25 protein-coding genes are annotated in these 24,005 nt (G+C 60.8%); 9 read left to right on the forward strand and 16 right to left on the reverse strand.

Going from position 1 to position 24,005, the window contains the following annotated elements:
* Positions 1-272 precede the first annotated feature (272 nt).
* Positions 273-1,472, reverse strand: a complete 1,200-nt coding sequence (tyrS, locus tag ACVWVP_RS00005) for a tyrosine--tRNA ligase (RefSeq protein ID WP_457404061.1) — start codon at positions 1,470-1,472, stop codon at positions 273-275.
* A gap of 209 nt (positions 1,473-1,681) precedes the next feature.
* Between tyrS and ACVWVP_RS00010 the strand changes: the two genes are divergently transcribed.
* Positions 1,682-3,085, forward strand: a complete 1,404-nt coding sequence (locus ACVWVP_RS00010) for a peptidoglycan DD-metalloendopeptidase family protein (RefSeq protein WP_457404063.1) — start codon at positions 1,682-1,684, stop codon at positions 3,083-3,085.
* A gap of 3 nt (positions 3,086-3,088) precedes the next feature.
* Positions 3,089-4,180 carry an anhydro-N-acetylmuramic acid kinase gene (locus ACVWVP_RS00015; protein ID WP_457404065.1) on the forward strand — a complete coding sequence of 364 codons (1,092 nt, stop codon included), beginning with the start codon at positions 3,089-3,091 and terminating at the stop codon, positions 4,178-4,180.
* Positions 4,181-4,245: 65 nt separating this feature from the next.
* Here ACVWVP_RS00015 and erpA read toward each other — a convergent pair whose 3' ends face one another.
* Together erpA and argC are read right to left on the reverse strand one after the other, a co-directional pair.
* Positions 4,246-4,596: an iron-sulfur cluster insertion protein ErpA gene (erpA, locus tag ACVWVP_RS00020; protein WP_003176443.1), complete on the reverse strand. Its 351-nt coding sequence runs from the start codon at positions 4,594-4,596 to the stop codon at positions 4,246-4,248.
* Between the two features lie 165 nt (positions 4,597-4,761).
* Positions 4,762-5,796, reverse strand: a complete 1,035-nt coding sequence (gene argC / locus ACVWVP_RS00025) for an N-acetyl-gamma-glutamyl-phosphate reductase (protein ID WP_457404067.1) — start codon at positions 5,794-5,796, stop codon at positions 4,762-4,764.
* Between the two features lie 135 nt (positions 5,797-5,931).
* Here argC and hemJ point away from each other — a divergent pair, with 135 nt between their 5' ends.
* From hemJ to coq7, 6 genes are all read left to right on the forward strand, one after another.
* Complete coding sequence (gene hemJ, locus ACVWVP_RS00030; protein WP_178920258.1) at positions 5,932-6,360, forward strand: protoporphyrinogen oxidase HemJ; 429 nt, start codon at positions 5,932-5,934, stop codon at positions 6,358-6,360.
* 24 nt (positions 6,361-6,384) lie between these two features.
* The gene (locus ACVWVP_RS00035; RefSeq protein WP_457404069.1) at positions 6,385-7,347 is read left to right on the forward strand and encodes an NAD(P)H-dependent flavin oxidoreductase; all 963 of its coding nucleotides are present in this window, start codon (positions 6,385-6,387) and stop codon (positions 7,345-7,347) included.
* Positions 7,348-7,415: 68 nt separating this feature from the next.
* Entirely contained in the window at positions 7,416-8,372 is a 957-nt protein-coding gene (locus tag ACVWVP_RS00040; protein ID WP_457404071.1) for a DUF805 domain-containing protein, read from the forward strand.
* Between the two features lie 63 nt (positions 8,373-8,435).
* The gene (locus ACVWVP_RS00045) at positions 8,436-9,224 is read left to right on the forward strand and encodes an SDR family NAD(P)-dependent oxidoreductase (RefSeq protein ID WP_176996589.1); all 789 of its coding nucleotides are present in this window, start codon (positions 8,436-8,438) and stop codon (positions 9,222-9,224) included.
* Positions 9,225-9,270: 46 nt separating this feature from the next.
* Positions 9,271-9,609, forward strand: coding sequence for a histidine triad nucleotide-binding protein (locus ACVWVP_RS00050; RefSeq protein ID WP_457404074.1), 339 nt, complete (start codon positions 9,271-9,273; stop codon positions 9,607-9,609).
* Between the two features lie 119 nt (positions 9,610-9,728).
* Positions 9,729-10,376, forward strand: a complete 648-nt coding sequence (coq7, locus tag ACVWVP_RS00055) for a 2-polyprenyl-3-methyl-6-methoxy-1,4-benzoquinone monooxygenase (RefSeq protein ID WP_176996590.1) — start codon at positions 9,729-9,731, stop codon at positions 10,374-10,376.
* Between the two features lie 56 nt (positions 10,377-10,432).
* Here the strand turns inward: coq7 and ACVWVP_RS00060 are convergent, their stop codons facing one another.
* The gene (locus ACVWVP_RS00060) at positions 10,433-10,855 is read right to left on the reverse strand and encodes an OsmC family protein (protein WP_005792019.1); all 423 of its coding nucleotides are present in this window, start codon (positions 10,853-10,855) and stop codon (positions 10,433-10,435) included.
* Positions 10,856-11,102: 247 nt separating this feature from the next.
* On the opposite strand from ACVWVP_RS00060, the gene crp reads away from it, so the two are divergent.
* Entirely contained in the window at positions 11,103-11,747 is a 645-nt protein-coding gene (gene crp / locus ACVWVP_RS00065) for a cAMP-activated global transcriptional regulator CRP (RefSeq protein ID WP_099585649.1), read from the forward strand.
* On the opposite strand, the gene ACVWVP_RS00070 is transcribed toward crp, so the two are convergent.
* The 12 genes from ACVWVP_RS00070 to ACVWVP_RS00125 form a co-directional block, all read right to left on the reverse strand.
* Positions 11,744-12,439 carry a lipoate--protein ligase family protein gene (locus ACVWVP_RS00070; protein ID WP_457404076.1) on the reverse strand — a complete coding sequence of 232 codons (696 nt, stop codon included), beginning with the start codon at positions 12,437-12,439 and terminating at the stop codon, positions 11,744-11,746. The genes crp and ACVWVP_RS00070 overlap by 4 nt on opposite strands.
* Before the next feature lie 160 nt (positions 12,440-12,599).
* Complete coding sequence (gene trpC, locus ACVWVP_RS00075) at positions 12,600-13,436, reverse strand: indole-3-glycerol phosphate synthase TrpC (protein ID WP_178920253.1); 837 nt, start codon at positions 13,434-13,436, stop codon at positions 12,600-12,602.
* Positions 13,433-14,482 (reverse strand): anthranilate phosphoribosyltransferase, encoded by a 1,050-nt coding sequence (trpD, locus tag ACVWVP_RS00080; protein WP_016972406.1) that lies wholly within the window; start codon positions 14,480-14,482, stop codon positions 13,433-13,435. The genes trpC and trpD overlap by 4 nt, the downstream gene beginning before the upstream one ends.
* Positions 14,483-14,491: 9 nt before the next feature.
* The gene (locus ACVWVP_RS00085) at positions 14,492-15,085 is read right to left on the reverse strand and encodes an aminodeoxychorismate/anthranilate synthase component II (protein WP_078050412.1); all 594 of its coding nucleotides are present in this window, start codon (positions 15,083-15,085) and stop codon (positions 14,492-14,494) included.
* A gap of 10 nt (positions 15,086-15,095) precedes the next feature.
* A complete protein-coding gene (gene trpE, locus ACVWVP_RS00090) occupies positions 15,096-16,577 on the reverse strand; it encodes an anthranilate synthase component I (RefSeq protein ID WP_259172041.1) in 1,482 nt (493 codons plus the stop codon).
* 69 nt (positions 16,578-16,646) lie between these two features.
* Positions 16,647-17,465, reverse strand: coding sequence for a phosphoglycolate phosphatase (locus tag ACVWVP_RS00095; RefSeq protein ID WP_259172042.1), 819 nt, complete (start codon positions 17,463-17,465; stop codon positions 16,647-16,649).
* Positions 17,462-18,136, reverse strand: coding sequence for a ribulose-phosphate 3-epimerase (gene rpe, locus ACVWVP_RS00100; protein ID WP_178920250.1), 675 nt, complete (start codon positions 18,134-18,136; stop codon positions 17,462-17,464). The genes ACVWVP_RS00095 and rpe overlap by 4 nt, the downstream gene beginning before the upstream one ends.
* Positions 18,137-18,220: 84 nt before the next feature.
* The gene (locus ACVWVP_RS00105; RefSeq protein ID WP_259172043.1) at positions 18,221-19,369 is read right to left on the reverse strand and encodes an iron-containing alcohol dehydrogenase; all 1,149 of its coding nucleotides are present in this window, start codon (positions 19,367-19,369) and stop codon (positions 18,221-18,223) included.
* A 204-nt stretch (positions 19,370-19,573) separates the two neighbouring features.
* On the reverse strand, positions 19,574-20,398 hold the full coding sequence (locus tag ACVWVP_RS00110) for an ABC transporter permease (RefSeq protein ID WP_071484832.1): 825 nt from the start codon (positions 20,396-20,398) through the stop codon (positions 19,574-19,576).
* 12 nt (positions 20,399-20,410) lie between these two features.
* Positions 20,411-21,640, reverse strand: a complete 1,230-nt coding sequence (locus ACVWVP_RS00115) for an ABC transporter permease (RefSeq protein ID WP_457404081.1) — start codon at positions 21,638-21,640, stop codon at positions 20,411-20,413.
* Between the two features lie 167 nt (positions 21,641-21,807).
* Positions 21,808-22,848, reverse strand: coding sequence for an ABC transporter substrate-binding protein (locus ACVWVP_RS00120; protein ID WP_178920247.1), 1,041 nt, complete (start codon positions 22,846-22,848; stop codon positions 21,808-21,810).
* Positions 22,849-22,891: 43 nt separating this feature from the next.
* Positions 22,892-24,004, reverse strand: a complete 1,113-nt coding sequence (locus ACVWVP_RS00125; RefSeq protein WP_176996599.1) for an ABC transporter ATP-binding protein — start codon at positions 24,002-24,004, stop codon at positions 22,892-22,894.
* Position 24,005: the final 1 nt, after the last annotated feature.

Consider the following 24,005-nt stretch of genomic DNA (forward strand, 5'->3'; position numbering starts at 1 on the left):
TCCGATCTCTCGTTAGCGGGAGGCGAATTCTACAGCGTTACACGCTGCTGTCAACACCTCTTTTTCTCCGCTTTCGACCGAGAAGATCGAAACGTCAATAGAGCCAAACAACACCGCCCTATCAACTCCTTCTGGGCTTCGATGAACTGAAGCAACTCACCATCGAAACCTACTTAACTCATTGAAAATCAAGGAGTTTTCCGTTTCGACTGCGCCGGAAGTGGGGCGAATTATAGACAGATATAATTCGCCGTCAACACCTAATTTCAGCTTTACTCGGATTTGAGCGTGATACGCGCAAACGCCTTCTTCCCAGCCTGACAAACGTGGGTAGCACCCAGCTCGTATATAAAGGTGCGATCCACAACCTCACCATCTATACGCACACCACCGGAGCCCAGGAGATCCCGCGCAACTGCCGAGTTTTTCACTAGGCCTGCCTTGTTAAGGACAGCCGCGATTGGCATCGCTTCAGCAGCAGACAGCTCGATCTCCGGAAGATCATCCGGCAACTCGCCATCCTTCATGCGATTACCTGCCGCACGATGAGCACTGGCCGCAGCCTCTTCACCATGGAAGCGCGCAACAATCTCTTCCGCCAGCTTGATCTTCACATCACGCGGATTGGCGCCCGCCTCAACTTCAGCGCGCAGCGCATTGATCTCGTCCATCGAGCGGAAGCTCAGCAATTCGAAATAACGCCACATCAACGCATCAGGAATAGACACCAACTTGCCGTACATAACACCCGGCGCTTCCTGGATGCCTACATAGTTACCCAAGGACTTGGACATCTTCTTGACGCCGTCCAGCCCTTCCAACAAAGGCATGGTGAGGATGCACTGCGCTTCCTGCCCATACGCACGCTGCAGCTCACGCCCCATCAGCAGGTTGAACTTCTGATCGGTACCGCCCAGCTCAACGTCCGCACGCAACGCCACCGAGTCATAGCCCTGAACCAGCGGATAGAGGAACTCATGGATAGCAATAGGCTGGTTGGTGGAGTAGCGCTTATCGAAGTCATCACGCTCAAGCATCCGCGCGACAGTGTACTGGGAGGTCAGTCGAATGAAGTCCGCCGGCCCCATCTGATCCATCCAGGTGGAGTTGAACGCCACTTCGGTCTTGGCCGGATCAAGAATCTTGAACACCTGAGTCTTGTAGGTCTCGGCATTATCGAGGACCTGCTCACGAGTCAACGGAGGGCGCGTAGCACTTTTGCCGCTCGGATCACCGATCATCCCGGTGAAGTCACCTATAAGGAAGATGACCTGGTGCCCCAGCTCCTGGAACTGGCGCAGCTTATTAATAAGCACGGTATGCCCCAAGTGCAGATCCGGCGCAGTCGGGTCAAAGCCGGCTTTAATACGCAGGGGTTGGCCGCGCTTGAGCTTTTCGATCAGCTCAGCTTCCACCAACAGTTCTTCCGCACCACGTTTTATCAGCGCTAGCTGCTCTTCAACCGACTTCATAACAGACCCGCAAGGCTCAGATTCAAAAGGGAACCAACCATACAAGATCAGGGACTAATTACAAGTTTTGCCCTGCGAACGGACACCGTTCAGCAAGCCCAGCGTTCGCGAGCTTGCGCCACAGATGATTTGGTTATATTTTATACAGTTATTTCATCTTCATCATGTCATTCATCTTTTCCATTTCATCTTCAAAGTCAAAATTACTTATGACCACAGAACCGTCTAAAGCGCCGCCGCTTTACCCGAAGACCCACTTGCTTGCCGCAAGTGGTATCGCCGCCCTTCTCAGCCTGGCACTCCTGGTATTCCCTTCCAGTGACGTAGAAGCCAAACGAACCTCCCTGAGCCTTGACCTGGAAAGTCCTGTTGAACAACTGACACAAGATCAAGACGCTTCCGACGCCCAACAAGCCACAAATGCGCCAACCGAATCGCCGTTCGCACAGATAGAAAGCACACCTGAAGACACCCAGCAGGCCACCCAGGAAGCGCCCGCCGCCAAGAACCCTCAACACCGCGAAGTCATCGTGACCAAGGGCGACACACTGTCCACCCTGTTCGAAAAGGTCGGCCTGCCCGCAGCAACCGTTAATGAGGTGCTGGCGAGCGATAAACAAGCCAAGCAGTTCACACAGCTCAAACACGGCCAGAAGCTTGAGTTCGAACTCACGCCCGACGGCCAGCTGAACAACCTGCACAGCAGTGTCAGCGACCTTGAAACCATCACCCTGACCAAGGGCGCCAAGGGCTTTGCTTTCAACCGCGTCACCACCAAGCCCGTCATGCGCTCGGCTTACGTGCATGGTGTGATCAACAGCTCCCTGTCCCAGTCTGCCGCCCGTGCCGGCCTGTCCCACAGCATGACCATGGACATGGCCAGCGTGTTCGGCTACGACATCGACTTCGCCCAGGACATCCGCCAAGGCGACGAATTCGACGTGATCTACGAGCAGAAAGTCGCCAACGGCAAGGTCGTCGGCACCGGCAACATCCTCTCGGCCCGCTTCACCAACCGCGGCAAGACCTACACCGCCGTGCGCTACACCAACAAGCAAGGCAACAGCAGCTACTACACGGCTGATGGCAACAGCATGCGCAAGGCCTTCATCCGCACACCGGTGGACTTCGCTCGCATTAGCTCGCGTTTCTCCATGGGCCGCAAGCATCCAATTCTGAACAAAATCCGCGCCCACAAAGGCGTCGACTATGCCGCCCCACGCGGTACGCCGATCAAGGCGGCAGGTGACGGCAAGGTACTGCTCGCAGGACGTCGTGGCGGCTACGGCAACACCGTTATCATCCAGCACGGCAACACTTATCGGACCCTGTATGGCCACATGCAAGGCTTCGCCAAGGGCGTGTCCACTGGCAGCAACGTGAAACAGGGTCAAGTGATCGGCTACATCGGCACCACCGGCCTGTCGACTGGCCCGCACCTGCACTATGAATTCCAGGTCAATGGCGTCCACGTCGACCCACTGGGCCAGAAGCTGCCGATGGCCGACCCGATCGCCAAGGCCGAGCGTGCGCGCTTCCTGCAACAGAGCCAGCCGCTGATGGCGCGCATGGATCAAGAGCGCTCCACCCTGCTGGCTTCGGCGAAGCGTTAAGCCATGACGCTCTATATAGGTGTGATGTCCGGGACCAGCCTCGACGGCCTGGACATTGCCCTGATCGAACAAGGCCCGGCGATCAACCTGATCGCCACGCATTACATCCCCATGCCAGACACCCTGCGCACCGAGCTGCTGAGCCTGTGCGCCAGCGGCCCAGACGAAATCGCCCGCTCCGCCATTGCTCAACAGCACTGGGTGAAACTCGCCGCCCACGGCATTCACACCTTGCTTGACCAGCAAAACCTCAAGCCCCAGGCCATTCGTGCGATTGGCAGTCACGGCCAGACAATCCGCCACGAACCTGCGCGGGGCTTTACCGTCCAGATCGGCAACCCTGCGCTGCTCACGGAGCTGACCGGTATCACCGTGGTCAGCGACTTCCGCAGCCGCGATGTTGCCGCAGGCGGCCAGGGCGCCCCTCTGGTTCCGGCTTTCCACGAAGCACTGTTTGGCGAGCGCACCGGTAACCGGGCGGTATTGAATGTGGGAGGTTTCAGCAACCTCAGCCTGATCGAAACTGACAAACCTGTAGCCGGTTTCGACTGCGGCCCAGGCAACGTTTTACTGGATGCCTGGATCCACCAGGCCCGCGGCGAGCACTTCGACCGCAACGGTCAGTGGGCAGCCAGTGGCAGGGTCGAGCCACAGTTGCTCAACGCCCTGCTCAGCGATCCATTCTTCGTGACCAAGGGACCAAAAAGCACCGGGCGCGAAGTGTTCAACCTGGGATGGCTGCAACAACACCTCGGGCGCCTGCCGGTATTCCCGGCGCAAGATGTGCAAGCTACGTTGCTGGAACTCACCGCCCTCACCATCGTCGAGTCCCTGCAAGCCGCCCAATCCAGCACCGAAACCTTGCTGGTCTGCGGCGGCGGCGCCCACAACGCGACGCTGATGAATCGCCTGGCAGCATTGCTACCTTCCACACAGGTCGCCAGCACCGCCGCCTACGGCGTAGACCCTGACTGGGTCGAAGCCATGGCCTTTGCCTGGCTCGCCCACTGCTGCCTGGAAGGCATTGCCGCCAACCGCCCCAGCGTCACCGGCGCACAGGGGCTTCGGGTACTGGGCGCCATCTACCCCGCTTAAGCCCCAGACAGCAAAACGCCGCTTGGCCTATGAAGGCCAAGCGGCGTTTTTGTTTGCGCCGTCGATCAGATCGAGAATGAAGACCCGCAACCACAGGTAGTGGTGGCATTAGGGTTCTTGATCACGAAACGCGAACCTTCCAGACCTTCCTGGTAATCCACCTCGGCACCTGCCAGGTATTGGAAGCTCATCGGGTCCACGACCAGGCTCACGCCCTCGCGCTCGACGATGGTGTCGTCATCGGCCACATCTTCATCGAAGGTAAAACCGTACTGAAACCCTGAACAACCGCCGCCCGTAACAAATACGCGCAGCTTCAAGCGATCATTACCCTCTTCATCGACCAGGCTCTTCACCTTGTGCGCAGCACCGTGGGTGAATTGCAAAGCCGTGGGGGTGAAGGATTCAACGCTCATGCTGATAATCTCCCGGCGTACCGCCGCCATATGCGTAATGGCGGGCATTATCCGCTTCTCCTAGAAAAGCGGTCAACTATTGTTACGGTATATCAATCTGCGCTGCCGCCATTAAAAACACAAAAGGCCCGATCAACGGGCCTTTTGCTTAGCGGCTCAACAGCCTTAAGGCAGCATGCCCGCGTGGGACAGGCCCAGTTTCTCATCCAGGCCGAACAGAATGTTCAGGTTCTGCACAGCCTGGCCCGAGGCGCCCTTGACCAGGTTGTCGATCACCGACAACACCACCACCAGGTCGCCATCCTGCGGACGGTGCACGGCAATTCGGCACACGTTGGCGCCGCGTACGCTGCGCGTTTCCGGGTGGCTGCCAGCCGGCATCACGTCGACGAACGGCTCATTGGCATAACGCTTTTCAAACAGCGCCTGCAGGTCGACCGAACGATCCACCACGGTTGCGTACAACGTGGAGTGAATGCCACGGATCATCGGGGTCAGGTGCGGCACGAAGGTCAGGCCGACGTCCTTGCCCGCAGCGCGGCGCAAACCCTGGCGGATTTCCGGCAAGTGACGATGCCCTTTCACTGCGTAGGCCTTCATGCTTTCGGACGTCTCGGAGTACAGCGAACCCACCGCTGCGCCACGGCCGGCACCGCTGACACCCGACTTGCAGTCGGCGATCAAACGCGAGGTGTCCGCCAAACCAGCTTCCAGCAATGGCAGGAAGCCAAGCTGCGTCGCCGTTGGATAGCAACCCGGCACCGCAATCAGGCGTGCTTGCTTGATCTGCTCACGATTGACTTCCGGCAGGCCGTATACGGCTTCTTCCAACAACTCAGGCGCACCGTGAGGCTGGCCGTACCACTTGGCCCACTCATCGGCGTCTTGCAGGCGGAAGTCCGCCGACAGGTCGATGACCCTGGTGCCGGCCGCCAGCAGCTCACCCGCCAGCGCATGGGCCACACCGTGGGGGGTGGCAAAGAACACCACGTCACAGGCGCCGAGGGTCTTGATGTCCGGAACGCTGAACGCCAGGCCATCGTAGTGGCCTCGCAGGTTCGGGTACATATCGGCCACGGCCAGCCCGGCCTCGGATCGGGAAGTGATGACCACCACCTCAGCTTGCGGATGCTGAGCCAACAGACGCAGCAATTCGACACCGGTGTAACCCGTGCCGCCGACGATACCGACCTTGACCATAAACCTGCCCTCAACGAACCCACTGGAAAGCCGTCGATAATAGGGGCCGTATCGCCCTGCGACAACCGTCAACGTGACGTACGGGCGCATGAGCCACTACTATCTTCGCTACCGTGAACCTGGGAATAACTAAAAATGCTTTATCTATGGGTCAAAGCCTTCCACATCATCAGCATCGTCTGCTGGTTTGCCGGGCTGTTCTACCTGCCACGCCTGTTCGTCTACCACGCCCAAAGCGAAGACACCGTCAGCAAGGAACGCTTCAGCCTCATGGAGCGCAAGCTGTACCGCGGCATCATGGGCCCGGCGATGATTGCCGCGCTGGTCTTTGGTGGTTGGCTGATCTACCTCAACCCAAGCATCTTTCACTCCGGCGGCTGGATCCACGCCAAGCTGACCCTCGTCGTACTCCTCATCGGCTACCACCACATGTGCGGCGCGCAGGTAAAACGCTTCGCCCGTGGCGAAAACACCCGCAGCCATGTCTTTTATCGCTGGTTCAATGAAGTGCCCGTTCTGATATTGCTGGCTATCGTAATTTTGGTCGTGGTCAAACCGTTCTAATTTCAATCACACGGGGTACCTCCAATGTCATTGCCCGCTCTGCTTGAACAACGCCTGCGCCTACCCGTGGTGGCAGCGCCGATGTTCCTGATTTCCAACCCGCAACTGGTCCTGGCGTGCTGTCGCAATGGAGTGGTCGGGAGTTTCCCGGCGCTCAACCAGCGCGAAAGCAGCGGCTTCAAGGCCTGGCTGGAGGAAATCGAGGCGGGCCTGGCGCAGTTGGACAACCCCGCGCCATATGCCGTCAATTTGATTGTGCATAACAGCAACCCACGGCTGGAAGCCGACCTGGCGATCTGCGTCGAGCACAAAGTGCCGATCGTCATCACCAGCCTGGGTGCCGTGAAGGAACTGGTCGACGCCGTCCACAGCTACGGCGGCCTGGTGTTCCATGACGTCACCACCCGACGCCATGCCGAGAAAGCCGCCGAGGCCGGTGTCGATGGACTGATCGCCGTTGCAGCGGGCGCCGGCGGTCATGCGGGCACCTGGAGCCCGTTTTCTCTGATCGCCGAAATTCGCCAGTTCTTCGACAAGACATTGCTGCTGGCCGGCTGCCTCAACCATGGCCACGAGATCCTCGCCGCCCAATTGCTGGGCGCCGACCTCGCCTATTTCGGCACCCGTTTCATCGGCACCACCGAAAGCCACGCCCCGGATGCGTATAAAGAGATGCTGCTCACATCGCGCGCCGCCGACATCGTGCACACTCCCGCAGTCTCCGGCGTGCCCGCAAGCTTCATGCGCCAGAGCCTGGAAAACGCCGGTTTTGACCTCGCCGCCCTGCAGGGCAAGGGCGAAGTCAACTTCGGTTCCAAGCTCAAGCCGTTGAGCGACGAGGCCAAGGCATGGAAGACTGTGTGGTCTGCCGGCCAAGGCGTCGGTGAGATTGATGATTTGCCCAGCGTCGATGAACTGATTGCCCGCCTGGATGCCGAATACCGCAAGGCACACGAGCAAGCAGCACAATTGCGCTGGCCACGCTGACCCAACCGCAAGGCCTGCCAACTGAGCAGGCCTGCATCACCTCCCAGACAAGTGACAAGGATGCCCGCATGAGCGACAACCGTTTCAAGATTGTGTTTGACGGAGCCTTGCTCCCGGGTGTCGAAAGCACCACTGCCAAACTGAACCTCGCCGAACTGTTCAAGAGCGACGTGGGTGCCATCGAAAAACTGTTTACCGGTCGCCCGGTTGCGCTCAAGCGTGACCTGTCCCGTTCCGACGCCGAAACCTACCTCACCGCGCTGAAAAGCGCCGGCGTCGATGCACGTATCGAAGCCGAGCAGCCCGTCGCCTTCAGCCTGGCGGAAACCCATGAGACCGATTCCGCTGACTATTCGCGCCCGGCCGCATCGCCTTACGCCCCACCCCGCGCAGCCGTGGGTGATGACGGGGCAGAGTTCTCCACGCTCAAGGTCTTCACCATCCACGGCCGGATCGGCCGCCTGCGTTACCTGGCGTGGACACTGGTGCTGACCGTCGCGATGCTGGTCGCGGGCGGTATCATCTCCACCGCCAGCTTTGCCGTGGCCGCCGCCTCGCCAACCATGGGCATCGTCCTTGGCTCCCTGCTGGGTTTTGCACTGTTTGTTGCGCTTGTCTGGGTCAGCGTGCAAATCGGTGTGCAACGCCTTCACGACCTGGGCTGGTCGGGCTGGCTGTACCTGCTCAACCTGGTACCGCTGGTGAACAGCATTTTCCCGCTGCTGCTGCTGGTACTGCCGGGCAACACCGGCGCCAACCAGTACGGCCCGCCGCCACCGCGCAACTCCACCGCGGTAAAAGTCCTGGCCACCTTGTGGCTGGCGTTCATCCCGGTGGTGTTCGCGATTGCCGTGACACTGGGTATGAACGGCTACCTGAACCAGTTGGAGTCCAGCGTCGACAGCGGCTATGAAAGCAGCTCCATCACCTCCGACGACGACAGCGACCCGAGCGTGATCGTTGAGGAAGAAGACGCGCAAAGTGCTGATGAAGCAGCCGAACCTGTAGACTCTCCAGAACAGTGAAGAAACGCCCGTCGCCTGTGATGCCTCTGTCACAGGCCCGGTCGCGTTGCGATGGAGAAAGGCATGACCCGTTACGCTCTGATCACCGGTGCCTCCAGCGGCATCGGCCTGGCCTTGGCCGAAGCATTGGCCCGTCGCGGCCGCAGCTTGATTCTGGTGGCCCGCCAGCGTGATCAGTTGGAAAGCATTGCAATCGAATTGACCCAACGGTTTGGCGTCGAGGTGCTGTTTCGGGCCTGCGACTTGGGCGAGCCGCTGCGTTTGTCCGGTTTTCTGCTGGAGCTTGAAGAGGGCGAGCGGCAGATCGACCTGCTGGTCAACTGCGCCGGTATCGGCACCAGCGGGCCGTTCCTGGCCCAGGACTGGATGACCGAGCAGGACCTGATCGAAGTCAACATCCTGGCCCTGACCCGCATGTGTCACGCCCTCGGCAACGCGATGGCACTGCAGGGCGGCGGGCAGATCCTCAATGTCGCCTCGGTCGCAGCCTTTCAACCCGGCCCGTGGATGAGTAGCTACTACGCCAGCAAGGCGTATGTACTGCACTTCTCCGAAGGCCTGCGCGAAGAGCTGAAGACCTGTGGCATCAAGGTCTCGGTGCTCTGCCCCGGCCCGACGCGCACTGCCTTCTTCGGCACAGCGCAGATGGACACCGCCAAGCTCGACGCCAGCGAAAAGCTGATGAGCCCCGAGGAAGTGGCGCTCTACACCGTGCGCGCGCTGGAAAAGAACAAAGCCATCATCATTCCCGGCCGACGCAACCGCTGGATCACCTTCAGCCCGCGACTCAGCCCGCGCTGGCTGACACGCAAGATCGCCGGTGCCATCAACAAGGCCTATTGCCCGCGCTGAACGCCTGGGTACACTCACCCTGCACTTTCATAATGGAGAAACAGCTGTGGATACTCTGTTCACCAAGATCATCAACAGAGAAATACCTGCGGACATCATCTACGAAGACGACCAGGTCCTGGCCTTCAAGGATATTTATCCGGCGGCGCCCGTGCATTTCCTGGTCATTCCGAAGAAACACATCCCGACCCTCAACGACCTGACCGAGGAAGACAAAGCCCTGGCCGGCCATATCCTGTTCACCGCCCAGCGCCTGGCCGTGGAACAAGGCTGCGAGGAAGGTTTCCGCCTGGTGATGAACTGCAACCCGAAAGGTGGGCAGACCGTTTATCACATCCATATGCACGTGCTGGGTCAGCGCCAGATGAACTGGCCTCCGGGCTGATCAGCCTTTGGGCAGCGGTCGCGCGCCCCCAGGCTGCGACCCTATGCCCTTGACTCAGCGCAAACGCTCGCCCCTCTCTTGCGGTAAACTGGCCGCCGAGATTCCTCCCGGAGGTCAGCATGACTACCCAACGTCACTACTCGCCGATTGATCGTCTGTTGCTGCAAGCCGACATGGCCATGCGCACGCTGCTGCCATTCAGCGGCCAACCGTACCGCCCGTCGCCCGCCATCGTGCAACCCGACGCACAGTTGAGCGAGACCGACACCCGCCATGTCGCCGGCCTGATGCGCATCAACCATACCGGTGAAGTCTGTGCCCAGGCGCTGTATCAAGGCCAGGCCCTGACGGCCAAGTTGCCGCAAGTGCGCGCAGCCATGGAACATGCCGCCGAAGAAGAGATCGATCACCTGGCCTGGTGCGAACAACGCATTCGCCAGCTCGGCAGCCACCCGAGCGTGCTGAACCCGCTGTTCTATGGCTTGTCGTTCGGCATCGGCGCCGCCGCCGGCTTGATCAGCGACAAAGTCAGCCTGGGTTTTGTCGCCGCCACCGAGCACCAAGTGTGCAAGCACCTGGATGAACACCTTGAGCAACTGCCAGCCGAAGACGAAAAGTCCCGGGCCATTCTTGAGCAGATGCGCATCGACGAAGAACACCACGCTGAAAGCGCGCTGGATGCTGGCGGTTTCCGTTTCCCGGCGCCGGTGAGGTTTGGTATGAGCCTGTTGGCCAAAGTCATGACTAAAAGCACGTACCGAATCTGAGCCGAAAAAAAGGGCGCTATCACAGCGCCCTTTCTTTTTGCCCACCGATTGCGCGATCAACCCAATTCGATGATTTCGTAATCATGGGTGATGGCCACGCCAGCCGCGCCAAGCATGATCGACGCCGAGCAATACTTCTCGGCCGACAGCTCGATAGCACGCTTGACCTGGGCTTCCTTCAACGCCCGGCCCTTCACCACAAAATGCATGTGGATCTTGGTGAACACCTTGGGGTCTTCAGTGGCGCGCTCGGCTTCCAGGAAGGCCTCGCAGCTTTCCACGGCCTGGCGGGATTTTTTCAGGATGCTGACCACGTCGAAATTGCTGCAACCGCCCACGCCAAGCAGGAGCATTTCCATCGGGCGTACGCCCAGGTTTCGGCCACCGGCTTCCGGCGGGCCGTCCATGACCACCACATGGCCACTGCCCGACTCACCGAGGAACATGGCTTCGCCCGCCCATTGGATGCGTGCCTTCATCGCCCAGACTCCACTGCTAAAAAAGGGTCGCCAGCTTAGCACAGGGTCAGATCAGCACAGCGCTTCCCATCAAAGCGATCAATAGCAGGCTTTCCCCAGTAAATTGGCTAATCGAGTCAGAATGTGTCTGGTAAGCTGGCGCCAGCGAAATGGCGCATTGCCATCCTTTGTACAGCGTGTATCAATGCCGATACCACTGGATAAAAACAACTCCAACCACACCGTGCAGTCTTTTCGGGATACAACCATGGTTGCTCTTACTCCCATACCCAAGATCAAGAATCTCGACAAACTGTTGATGCACTGCCAGCGTCGCCGCTACCCCGCCAAGCACAACATCATCTGCGCGGGGGAGCGTTCCGAAACACTGTTCTTCATTATCAAAGGTTCGGTCACCATCCTGATCGAGGATGAAGACGGCCGCGAGATGATCATCGCCTACCTGAACACCGGCGATTTCTTCGGAGAACTGGGCCTGTTCGAACAAGCCGGCAAAGAGCAGGAGCGCAGCGCCTGGGTGCGGGCCAAGGTCGAGTGCGAAGTGGCCGAGATCAGCTACACGAAGTTTCGTGAACTGGCCCAGCACGATCCCGACATCCTGTATGCCCTGAGCGGCCAGATTGCCCAGCGCCTGCGCGACACCACCCGCAAAGTGGGCGACCTGGCATTCTTTGATGTCACCGGCCGCGTAGCCCGCTGCCTGCTGGAGCTGTGCAAGCAGCCCGACGCCATGACGCACCCTGACGGCATGCAGATCAAAGTCACACGCCAGGAAATCGGGCGCATTGTCGGCTGCTCACGGGAAATGGTCGGGCGCGTGCTCAAGGACCTGGAAGAACGCAACCTGGTGCACGTCAAAGGCAAGACGATGGTGGTGTTCGGGACGCGTTAACCCGGCAGGAAACCGGCCAGCATCGTTCGGTACAGCTCATCCAGCCGACTGATTGCATCCGGTGCCGGGAAGGCTTCGTGCAAGGCGATGTGACTACCGGCGCGAACGCGCTGGTCGAGACCGCAGGCTTCATTGAAGCGATTGACCGCCGCGATCAGTTCTTCACGGTCGTTTTCCAATAGCAACGCGCCGTGGATCAGGCCCACCGGACGCCCTCCGCTTTGTCGCCAACGCTGTGCGGTGCCGACCATCTTGCGGCCATTAAGGTTGACGTTGTAACGGCCATCGCAAAACGCGCCGTCGATTTCGCCGACGGACGCATCACCGCCCAACTCGATCAGCAAGTCGCAGATCGGCTGGCACAAACGCAGGTAGCCGGTTTCGATACGCCCCTGGTCGCCTTCGCTGCGGGGCGGTGCATACACCAGGGCGATATTGACGGTGGCACTCGACTGCGGCACCGGCTCGCCACCGGTTTCCCGCAGCAATACGGGCCAACCGGCATCGGCCGAAACCTGGCTGGCGGCGTCGAAAGCCGGCAGACGGCTCAAGCGACGCGGCATGACGAGGGCTTGATCGATGGGTTGCCAGAACAGCAGGCCGAACTCCTGTTCGCCTGCGCAAACGGCGGCCAACAGGGTTTGCTCGGCAGCAAGACCTGCTTCAACCGTCATCCTTACTGGCTTATCCATCAACACCTACCTATCTGAATAGACACAAAACCCAATGTGGGAGCGGGCTTGCTCGCGAATGCGGTATATCAGACACATATTCAGTGACTGACCCACCGCTTTCGCGAGCAAGCCCGCTCCCACATTTAGACTGCATTCCAAATGATGGCCGCGTTTCAAATCAATCCAATGTCGAGCCGCTGACCGCCACACCACGCTCCGGGAAGAACAGGCGCTGCAATTCCGCCCCCGGGTTCTCGGCGCGCATGAAGGTCTCGCCCACCAGGAACGAATACACCCCACTGATTTCCATCAGCTCGACATCGGCACGGTTGACGATGCCACTCTCGGTGATCACCAGGCGGTCGCGCGGAATACGCGGCAGCAGGTCGAGGGTGTTTTCCAGGCTTACCTCGAAGGTGTGCAGGTTACGGTTGTTGACCCCCACCAGCGGCGTGTCGAGGGTTTTCAGTGCGCGCTCCAGCTCATCGCCGTCATGCACTTCCACCAGCACATCCAGGCCAACGCTTTTGGCCACGGCCGCCAGCTCGGCCATCTTCACATCGTCCAGTGCGGAGACGATCAGCAGCACACAGTCGGCGCCCAGGGCGCGAGCCTCGACGATCTGGTACGGGTCAACCATGAAATCCTTGCGGATCACCGGCAACTTGCACGCGGCGCGGGCCTGCTGCAGGAACAGGTCGGAACCCTGGAAGTAATCGATGTCGGTCAGCACCGACAGGCAGGTCGCGCCGCCCTTTTCATAGCTGGCGGCGATTTCTGCCGGGACAAAGTTCTCACGGATCACACCTTTGCTCGGCGAGGCTTTTTTCACCTCGGCAATCACGGCCGGCTGCTTGAGCTTGGCCTGGGCGATCAGCGCATTGGCGAAACCACGTGGCGCATCCGCGAGCTTCGCCTGGCTCTCCAGCTCGGCGAGGCTTACACGGGCACGGCGCTCGGCGACTTCTTCGGCTTTGCGGGCCAGGATCTTTTCCAGAACGGTCGGCACACTCATCCTTCATTCTCCATCTTGAACACCGCAGTAAAGGCACCCAGTTCTTCGAGCTTTTCGCGAGCGAGCCCGGTGTGCAATGCATCGTGAGCGAGGGCCACGCCCTCTTTAAGACTGTAGGCGTGATCGGCGGCATACAGCGCCGCACCGGCATTGAGCACAATCATTTCTGCCGCTTTCTGGCCGTTTTCGGTCTTGCGGCGCCCCAGGGCATCGCGGATCAGCTCCAGCGAGGCGGCCGGGCTTTCCACCGACAGGCCGTGCAGGCTCTGGCTCTTCATGCCCAGGTCTTCCGGCTCGACCCAATATTCGGTGACCTGGTCATTCTTCAGCTCCGCCACAAAAGTCGGTGCCGCCAGGCTGAATTCGTCCAGGCCATCCTTGGAATGCACCACCAGCACATGCTTGCTGCCCAGGCGCTGCAAGACTTCGGCCAATGGCCGGCACAGCGCCTGGCTGAACACGCCCACTACCTGGTGCTTCACGCCGGCCGGATTCGTAAGCGGGCCGAGCATGTTGAACAGGGTACGCAGGCCGAGGTCCTTGCGTGGGCCGGCGGCGTGCTTCATCGCCCCATGGTGGGATTGGGCAAACATGAAGCCGATGCCGACGCTGTCGATGCAGCGCGCCACTTGCACCGGCGTCAGGTTCAGGTAGATGCCGGCCGCTTCCAGCAAGTCGGCACTGCCGCTCTTGCCGGATACGGCACGGTTGCCGTGCTTGGCCACGGTGCAACCCGCCGCCGCCACCACAAAAGAAGACGCCGTCGACACGTTGAAGATGTTCGCACCGTCACCGCCGGTGCCCACCACATCCACCACGCCGTCGAGGGTGTTGAGTTCGACCTTGTCCGCCAGCTCGCGCATCACCGATACGGCACCGACGATCTCGTCGATGCTCTCGCTCTTCATGCGCATCGCCATCATGAAGGCACCGATCTGCGCGTCAGTGCATTGACCGGTCATGATCTCGCGCATCACATCGCTCATTTCAGCGGTGCTCAGGTCCAGATGGCCGACGATACGGCTCAGGGCAGTCTTGATATCCATGAAAAGTCCTTAGCGCGTGCCGCCGCTCTGCTTGAGAAAGTTGGCGAACAGCTCGTAGCCCTGCTCGGTCAGGATCGACTCGGGGTGAAACTGCACCCCTTCGATATTCAGTGTCTTGTGGCGCAGCCCCATGATCTCATCGACCGAGCCGTCTTCCAGCTGGGTCCAGGCGGTCAGTTCCAGGCATTCCGGCAAGGTTTCGCGCTTGACCACCAACGAGTGGTAGCGGGTCACGGTCACCGGCAAGTTAAGCCCATGGAATACGCCCAGATCATGATGGAATACCGGGCTGGTCTTGCCGTGCATCACCTGGCGCGCACGCACCACGTCACCGCCAAAGGCCTGGCCGATGGACTGGTGGCCCAGGCACACGCCCAGGATCGGCAACTTGCCGGCGAAATACTTGATCGCCTCCAGGGAAATGCCCGCCTCGGTCGGCGTGCACGGGCCTGGCGAAACCACGATGCGCTCCGGGTTCAGGGCGGCGATCTCGGCCACGGTCAGTTCGTCGTTGCGCACCACCTTGACCTCGGCACCCAGCTCGCCCAGGTACTGCACAACGTTGTAGGTAAAGGAATCGTAGTTATCAATCATCAGCAACATGGGGCAAACCTCAGGAATTGGGCGTCTGTTCAGCCAGCGCTACAGCGCGGAACATCGCGCGGCGCTTGTTCAGGGTTTCTTCCCATTCGAGGGCCGGCACCGAGTCGGCGACAATCCCGCCACCGGCCTGCACGTGCAGCTCCCCGTCCTTGATCACGGCCGTGCGGATCGCAATGGCCGTATCCATGTTGCCGTTCCAGGCGAAATACCCCACGGCGCCGCCGTAGACACCCCGCTTGACCGGCTCCAGCTCGTCGATGATTTCCATGGCACGAATCTTCGGTGCACCCGACAAGGTGCCGGCCGGCAGAATCGCGCGCAGTGCATCCATCGCCGTCAAGCCAGCCTTCAGCTCGCCGGTGACATTGGACACGATGTGCATCACGTTGGAGTAACGCTCGATGACCATCTTCTCGGTGAGCTTCACCGAACCGATTTCCGAGACGCGCCCGGTATCGTTGCGGCCCAGGTCGATGAGCATCAGGTGCTCGGCGATCTCTTTATCATCGCTGAGCAGGTCTTCTTCCAGCGCCTGGTCGGCCTCTTCGGTCGCGCCACGGGGGCGAGTGCCGGCAATCGGGCGCACGGTGATCAGGTTGTCTTCGACGCGCACCAGCACTTCCGGCGAGCTGCCCACCACGTGGAAGTCACCGAAGTTGAAGAAATACATGTACGGCGTCGGGTTGAAGCAGCGCAGCGCACGGTACAGGTCGATCGGCGCGGCCTTGAAGTCGATGGACATGCGTTGCGACGGCACCACCTGCATGCAGTCACCGGCGAGGATATATTCCTTGATGGTGTCGACGGCGCGCTCGTAGTCATCCTGGGTAAAGCTTGAGCGGAATACCGGATCAGCGGCCGGAGGACGGCTGAGGTCCAGGCCACGACGTGGGGTGATCGGCTGGCGCAGCTTTTCCAGCAAGGCTTCGAGGCTGGCCTGGCCCTGCTCGAACGCATCCGCCTGGGCCGGGTCGGCCAGCACGATGGCGTGCATTTTGCCGGCAAGGTTATCGAACACCACCACCGCGTCGGAGACCATCAGCAGAATGTCCGGCACACCCAGCGGGTCCGGGTTCGGGCATTTGCCCAAACGCTTTTCCACATAGCGCACGCAGTCATAGCCGAAATACCCCACCAGGCCGCCGTTGAAGCGCGGCAGGCCAGGAATGGTCGGCACGTTGTAGCGCGCCTTGAAGGTTTCGACGAACGCCAACGGGTCATCTACGTCGTGGCTTTCGATCTCGACGCCATCATGGGTGATGCTCACATGGTGGTCGTGTACCCGCAGGACGGTGCGGCACGGCAGGCCGATGATCGAATAACGGCCCCACTTCTCGCCGCCTTGTACCGATTCGAGCAGGTAGGAGTTGGGCTCGTCAGCCAGTTTCAGGTAGATCGACAGCGGCGTGTCGAAGTCGGCCAGGGTTTCGCAGGCCAGGGGAATGCGGTTATAGCCGGCAGCGGCCAAACGCAGGAATTCTTCGCGGATCATGTGTGCCTCGTGGCTTGAGGGTCTAACAGTCAGGTATGCAAACGTGCCGCAGAGCGCGGCCAGGATCAGTCAGGCGCGCCAACGCCAGCGGGCCAGGGCCTTGATGACTTTCATCCAGAGTTTGCGAGTGACCACCACGATGGAATTTCCAGAAGGGGACGGATCGATGTCGGGCAACGTTATCTCAGCGCCAGCTCCCAAGCAACCGGGGATTAACAGACGCAGGTCATCAATCACCATGGCCGGCGACTCTTCGGCAATCGGCCGACCGTGGTTATAGCCGTAGCTGAGCGCCACACACTGCACGCCAGCGGCCTTTGCCGCCAGCACGTCACTGCGCGAATCGCCGACGAACAAGGACTGGGAGGCCGGGATATTGGCCATTTTCATCACGAAAAACAGCGCCGCCGGGTCAGGCTTTTTCTGCGGCAAGGTATCGCCGCCAATGATCCAACGGAAATACCGGCCGATTTTCATCTGGTCCAACAGCGGCGCGACAAAGCGCTCCGGCTTGTTGGTGATCAGGGCCATTTCCACGCCCTGCTTGTGCAGCCATTTGAGGGTGTCGCGCACGCCGGGGTAGACCACAGTCAGCTCGTGGCCGTCCTCGTAGGCGGCGTTGAACAGTTCCAGGGCATGCTCGGCCTCCACGTCATCGACACCTTCGGCATCGATGTGGTTGGCCAGGGCCCGGCGTACCAACATGTGCACGCCGTTACCCACCCACATGCGTACTGACTCGATCCCGACCGGCTTGCGCCCCAGCTTGAGCAGCATCTCGTCCACCGCCGCCGCCAGGTCTGGCACCGAGTCGATCAAGGTACCGTCCAGATCGAACATCACCAGCCGTGGCAGTTTGCCGGGGAACAGCTGCTCAAAGCCGCTCATGGACGCGCCAGCGCCAGTTCGGCGCGCATCTTGCCGATGACTTCCTGGTAGTCAGGCGCGTTGAAGATCGCCGAGCCGGCCACAAAGGTGTCAGCGCCAGCGGCCGCGATTTCGCGGATGTTGTTGACGTTGACCCCACCGTCGATTTCCAGGCGGATGTCACGGCCCGACGCATCGATCAGCGCGCGGGCTTCGCGCAGCTTGTTCAGTGTGCCAGGAATGAACTTCTGCCCGCCGAAACCCGGGTTGACGCTCATCAGCAGGATCATGTCGACCTTGTCCATCACGTACTCGAGCACGCTCAGCGGAGTGGCCGGGTTGAACACCAGGCCGGCCTTGCAGCCGCCCTCGCGGATCAGTTGCAGGGTGCGGTCGACGTGCAGCGAGGCTTCCGGGTGGAAGGTGATGTAGGTGGCGCCGGCTTCGACGAAGTCGCCGATGATGCGATCCACCGGGCTGACCATCAGGTGTGCGTCGATCGGCGCAGTGATGCCGTACTTGCGCAGCGCCGCGCAGACCATCGGGCCGATGGTCAGGTTGGGCACGTAGTGGTTGTCCATGACGTCGAAGTGCACGAAGTCGGCACCGGCGGCCAGTACCTTGTCCACTTCCTCACCCAGGCGGGCGAAATCGGCGGAGAGAATCGATGGAGCAATGACGAAGGGCTGCATGACGCACCTTTTTTGAGCTAAATCACGATGGCGCGCATTGTATACCTCATGCTTTGCTGCGCGCACCGTGACCTAACTCAACGGTTAGTAGGCGGCCCGGTAGATTTTCTCGATATCCGCCGCGCTGAGCTTGCGCGGGTTGTTGCGCATCAGACGCTCGATACCCGCCGCTTCCGTGGCCATGGCCGGTATGGCCTCCTCCGGCACGCCAAAGCTGCGCAGCCCGGCGGGGATCTCCACTGCGGCACACAGTCGCGTCATCGCGTCGACCGCTTCATCGGCCGCCTGGTTGACGCTCAAGCCCGACACATTCACCCCCATCGCCTGGGCGATGTCCTGCATGCGCTCCACGCAGGCCAGCTTGTTCCAGTGCATCACGTAAGGCAGCAACAGCGCGTTGCTCACGCCATGGGCGATGTTGAACCGCCCACCCAACGGGTACGCCAGCGCATGCACCGCGCCAACCCCGGCATTGCCGAACGCCATGCCCGCCATCAGGCTGGCGGTGGCCATGTCGTCTCGGGCCTGCAGGTTGGCCGGGTTGGCGTAGGCCTTGGGCAACGCACTGGCGATCAACTTGATCGCGCCAATGGCCAACGCATCGGTAATCGGCGAGGCGTTCAGCGACAGGTAGGATTCGATGGCATGCACCAGCGCATCCACGCCACTGGCAGCAGTGACGCTGCGCGGGCAGGTCAGGGTCATCTGCGGGCTGATCAGCGCCACATCCGGCAGCAGGTAATCGCTGACGATGCCTTTTTTGAGTTGCGCAGCCTTGTCGGAGAGGATCGCCACATTGGTCACCTCCGAGCCGGTGCCGGCCGTGGTCGGGATCGCGATCAGCGGTGGGCCCTTGCGCGGTACCTGGTCGACGCCGAACAGGTCCGCCAGCGCGCCGTGGTAACCGGCGTAGGCTGCCACGCTCTTGGCGATGTCGATGGCACTGCCGCCGCCCACGCCAATCAGGCCGTCATGCCCGCCTTCGCGGTACACGCGCATGCAGTCTTCGACGATGGCGATTTCCGGGTCGGGCAGCACGCGGTCGAAAATTTCGTAGGTGCGCTCGCCCAAGTGTTCGAGGGCCAATGCCACGGTGCCGGATTTGACCAGCGCGGCGTCGGTGACGATCAGCGGGTTGTCCACATCCAGGCGGGTGAGTTCGGCAGCCAGTTGTTCGATGGCGCCAGCGCCAGTGAGCAGTTTGTGGGCGATCTTGAATGAGGAAGTACTCATGTGCGCGGCCTCTTATTAAGAAATGGGCTGGCACAAGAGTAGCTTCCTACGGCGTGTTGTCAGCTATTCAGCGACTGAATGCACACAAAACCCATGTGGGAGCGGGCTTGCTCGCGAATACGGTGTGTCAGCCATTACATTTGGCGACTGATCCACCGCTTTCGCGAGCAAGCCCGCTCCCACATTTTGAGCTTCGCCCGGGCTTTAGACCTGTGCGGTACGCAGTTTTTCGCTACGGCCGCGCAGCCATTCCAGTGTGAGCAACAGCAACACCGAGAAGGCAATCAACAAGGTCGCCGCCGCCGCAATCGTGGGGCTGAGGTTTTCGCGGATGCCGCTGAACATCTGGCGCGGCAAGGTCGCTTGCTCGGGGCCGGCGAGGAACAAGGTCACCACCACTTCATCGAACGAGGTGGCAAAGGCAAACAACGCCCCGGAAATAACCCCCGGCGCGATCAGCGGCAAGGTCACCCGGCGAAACGCAGTCAGTGGCGAAGCGCCCAGGCTGGCCGCCGCCCGCACCAGGTTGTGGTTGAACCCCTGCAACGTCGCCGACACCGTGATGATCACAAACGGCACACCCAACACCGCATGCACCACGATCAGCGAAAAGAAGCTGTTGCCCAGCCCCAATGGCGCGAAGAACAGGTAACTGGCCACGCCAATGATCACCACCGGCACCACCATCGGCGAAATCACCAGGGCCATCACCAGCGCCTTGCCGGGGAAGTTGCCACGGGTCAGGCCAATGGCTGCCAGGGTGCCGAAGACCATGGCCAGCACCGTGGCGGCGGGCGCCACAATAATGCTGTTCTTCAGGGCGCGCATCCATTCGGCCGAGCCGAAGAAGTCCTGGTACCAATGCAGCGAGAAGCCTTGCAACGGGTACACCAGGAAACTGCCGCTGTTGAACGACAACGGGATGATCACCAGCACCGGCAGAATCAGGAACAGCAGGATCAAGCCGCAGAGGATCCGCAAGCTGTAGAACCACACCCGTTCAATGGGCGACATATAAGGGCTCAGCATCGCAAGGTCTCCTTAGCTCAGGCGCAGGCGGCTGGCGCCAACCAGTCGGTTGTAGATCAGGTACAGCAACACCGTGGCCAGCAGCAGCAAGCCGCCCAGCGCGGTGGCCATGCCCCAGTTGATGCTGGTGTTGGTGTAGAACGCCACGAAATAGCTGACCATCTGGTCGTTCGGGCTGCCCAGCAAGGCCGGGGTGATGTAGTAACCAATCGCCAGGATGAACACCAGCAGGCACCCGGCGCCGACACCGGCGTAGGTCTGTGGGAAATACACGCGCCAGAAACTGGCGAACGGGTGGCAACCCAGGGATATCGCCGCCCGCATGTAAGTGGGCGAGATGCCTTTCATCACGCTGTAGATCGGCAGAATCATGAACGGCAACAGGATGTGCACCATGGAGATGTAGACCCCGGTGCGGTTGAATACCAGCTCCAGGGGTTTGTCGATCAGCCCCATGCCCATCAGTGCGCTGTTGATCAGCCCACCGGATTGCAGCAACACGATCCAGGCGGCGACCCGCACCAGGATCGAGGTCCAGAACGGCAGCAACACCAGGATCATCAGCAGGTTGCTTTTGCGCGCCGGCAAATTGGCCAACAGGTACGCCAGCGGGTAGGCCAGCAACAGGCAGATGGCGGTGATCACCAGGCCCATCCAGAAGGTGCGGGCGAAGATGTCCAGGTAGATCGCCTGGTCGGGCGTGGCCGGAGCCACTTCACCTAGATCGTCGATACGGTGATCGACGGCCGCCAGCAGGTAGAACGGCGTCAGGTTGCTGGTATTGCGCCGGATCGCCTGCCAGTACGCCGGGTCACCCCAGCGTTCGTCGAGGCTTTCCAACGCTTCTTTATAGGAGGCGGGCGCTTCGCTGAACGGCAGCGCCCGCGCGGTTTTGGTCAGCAGGCTGCGGTAGCCGGCCAGTTCCATGTTCAAGCGCTTGGACAGGTCGCCCAAGGTCTGGTTTTTGCGCGCTTCGCCCAGGTCCTCACTGAGGGCCTGATACACCGATTCACCGGGCAAGCCACGCCCGTCCCAGGCGGTCACGGCCACCACAGTGCGCGGCAAACCGCCCACCACTTCCGGGTTGCCCACGCTTTTGTAGAGCAGCGCAACGATCGGCACCAGGAACACCAGCACCAAGAACAGCACCAGCGGCGCAATCAAGGCCTGGGCCTTCCAGCGGTTGACCCGCTCGGCACGCGCCAGGCGCTGCTTGAGGGTGGGGAGAGCGGCGATGGCCATGGAAAACTCCGGAAAATCTAAGGTGGTTTCACTGTGGACCGCGCTCTCTGTGGGAGCCGGGCTTGCCCGCGATGGCATCGACTCGGTACATCAGATGCACCGAGGTGTTTGCATCGCAGGCAAGCCAGCACCCACACAGGTCCGTTCCCACAGAGGGTTATGCGGTGTTACTTGGCGGCCCAGGCGTTGAAGCGTTGCTCGAGCTGCTCACCGTTATCCGCCCAGAAGCTCACGTCGATCTGCACCTGGTTGGCGATGTTTTCCGGGGTGGTTGGCATATCCTTGAGGATGTCCTTGTCCAGCAACGGCACGGCTTGGGTGTTGGCCGGGCCGTAGGCGATGTTTTCCGAGTAGGTCTTCTGCTGTTGCGGCTGCACCGAGAAGGCGATGAATTTCTTCGCGGCTTCGGCGCGGTCCTTTGGCAAACCTTTAGGAATCGCCCACGCGTCGAAATCGTAGATACCGCCGTTCCACACTACTTTCAGGTTGCTTTCTTTCTGTACGGCAGCGATGCGGCCGTTGTAGGCGGAGCTCATCACCACGTCACCGGAAGCGAGGTATTGCGGCGGCTGGGCGCCCGCTTCCCACCATTGGATGTAAGGCTTGAGCTCATCGAGTTTCTTGAAAGCGCGGTCCTGGCCATCTTTGCCGGCCAGCACTTTGTAGACGTCCTTCGGCGCGACGCCGTCGGCCATCAGCGCAAATTCCAGGGTGTACTTGGCGCCTTTGCGCAGGCCGCGCTTGCCCGGGAACTGCTTCACGTCCCAAAAATCTTTCCAGCCGCCTGGCGGTGCTTTCAGCTTGTCAGCGTTGTACGCCAGCACGGTCGACCACACAAAGAAGCCCACGCCGCACGGCTGGATAGCGCCCTTCACATAGTCCGCACCATTGCCGAACAGTTTCGGGTCCAGCGGTTCGAACATGTCTTCGTCACAGCCACGGGACAGTTCCGGCGACTCCACCTCCACCAGGTCCCAGGACACGCTCTTGGTGTCGACCATGGCTTTCACCTTGGCCATTTCACCGTTGTATTCGCCGGCGACGATCTTGCCGTTGCCCGCGCTTTCCCATGGCGCATAGAACGCCTTGACCTGTGCGGCCTTGTTCGCGCCACCGAAGGACACGACCGTCAGGTCCGGGCCTGCCATGGCCTGGGTGGCGCCGATCAGGCCAAGGGCCAGGGCGGAAAATTTCAGGGATCTCAACATTGTTGTTCTCTCCACGTGCAGGGTTGGTGAAGCCATGGGGCGATTAATTCGCCTCTAGAAGTGGGTCGAGTGCGCGAACGTGCTCGACTTGCCAGCCAATCGGTACCACGTCGCCGACCGCCAACGCCGGGTCCAGCTCGGCGATCGGTTGTTTCACAAAAAAATCGGCCTTGCCGCAGACTTCCAGGCGCACACGCACGTGGTCGCCCAGGTAGATGAATTCCGCCACACGCCCCGAGAAGCGGTTGATGCAGCTTTCGCTGGAGCCGTTGAGGCTGACGCGCTCCGGACGCACCGACAGGGTCACCGGGCCGCCGACCTGGCCAACGTTCACCGCCAGCGCCTCGACTTTCTCGCCACGCGCCAGCTCCACCACGCAGCGCTCGCCGGTATGGCTGTGCAGGCGTCCATTGAGGCGGTTGTTCTCGCCGATGAAGTTGGCGACAAAGGTGTTCTTCGGCTCTTCATACAGCGTGCGCGGCGCGGCGATCTGCTGGATCTCGCCCTGGTGGAACACTGCCACGCGGTCGGACATGGTCAGGGCTTCGCCCTGGTCGTGGGTCACGTACACCACCGTCACACCGAGGCGCTGATGCAGATGCTTGATCTCCATCTGCATGTGTTCGCGTAGCTGTTTATCGAGCGCACCGAGGGGTTCGTCCATCAGCACCAACTGCGGTTCGAATACCAGCGCCCGGGCCAGGGCCACGCGCTGTTGTTGGCCGCCGGAGAGTTGCGCCGGGTAGCGCTGGGCGAAGGCGTCGAGCTGGACCATGCTCAGCACGCGCTTGACCCGCTCGCTGATGTCGGTCTTGCTCAAGCCCCGCACCGACAGCGGAAACGCCAGGTTCTCGGCGACGGTCATGTGGGGGAACAACGCGTAGTTCTGGAACACCATGCCAATGTCGCGCTTGTGCGGCGGCACGTTGTTGATGGAACGCCCGGCCAGCAGGATTTCGCCGGCGGTCGGCGTTTCAAAGCCGGCGAGCATCATCAGGCTGGTGGTCTTGCCCGAACCGGAAGGCCCGAGCAGGGTGAGGAACTCGCCCTTGCGAATCTCCAGGTTGAGGTCTTTGACGATCAGGTTCTCGCCGTCGTAGCTCTTCTGCACGCCACGAAAGCTGACCAGCACATCATTTGAATCCACCTCGCTCATA

The sequence above is a fragment of the Pseudomonas sp. TE24901 genome (genome assembly GCF_054058375.1).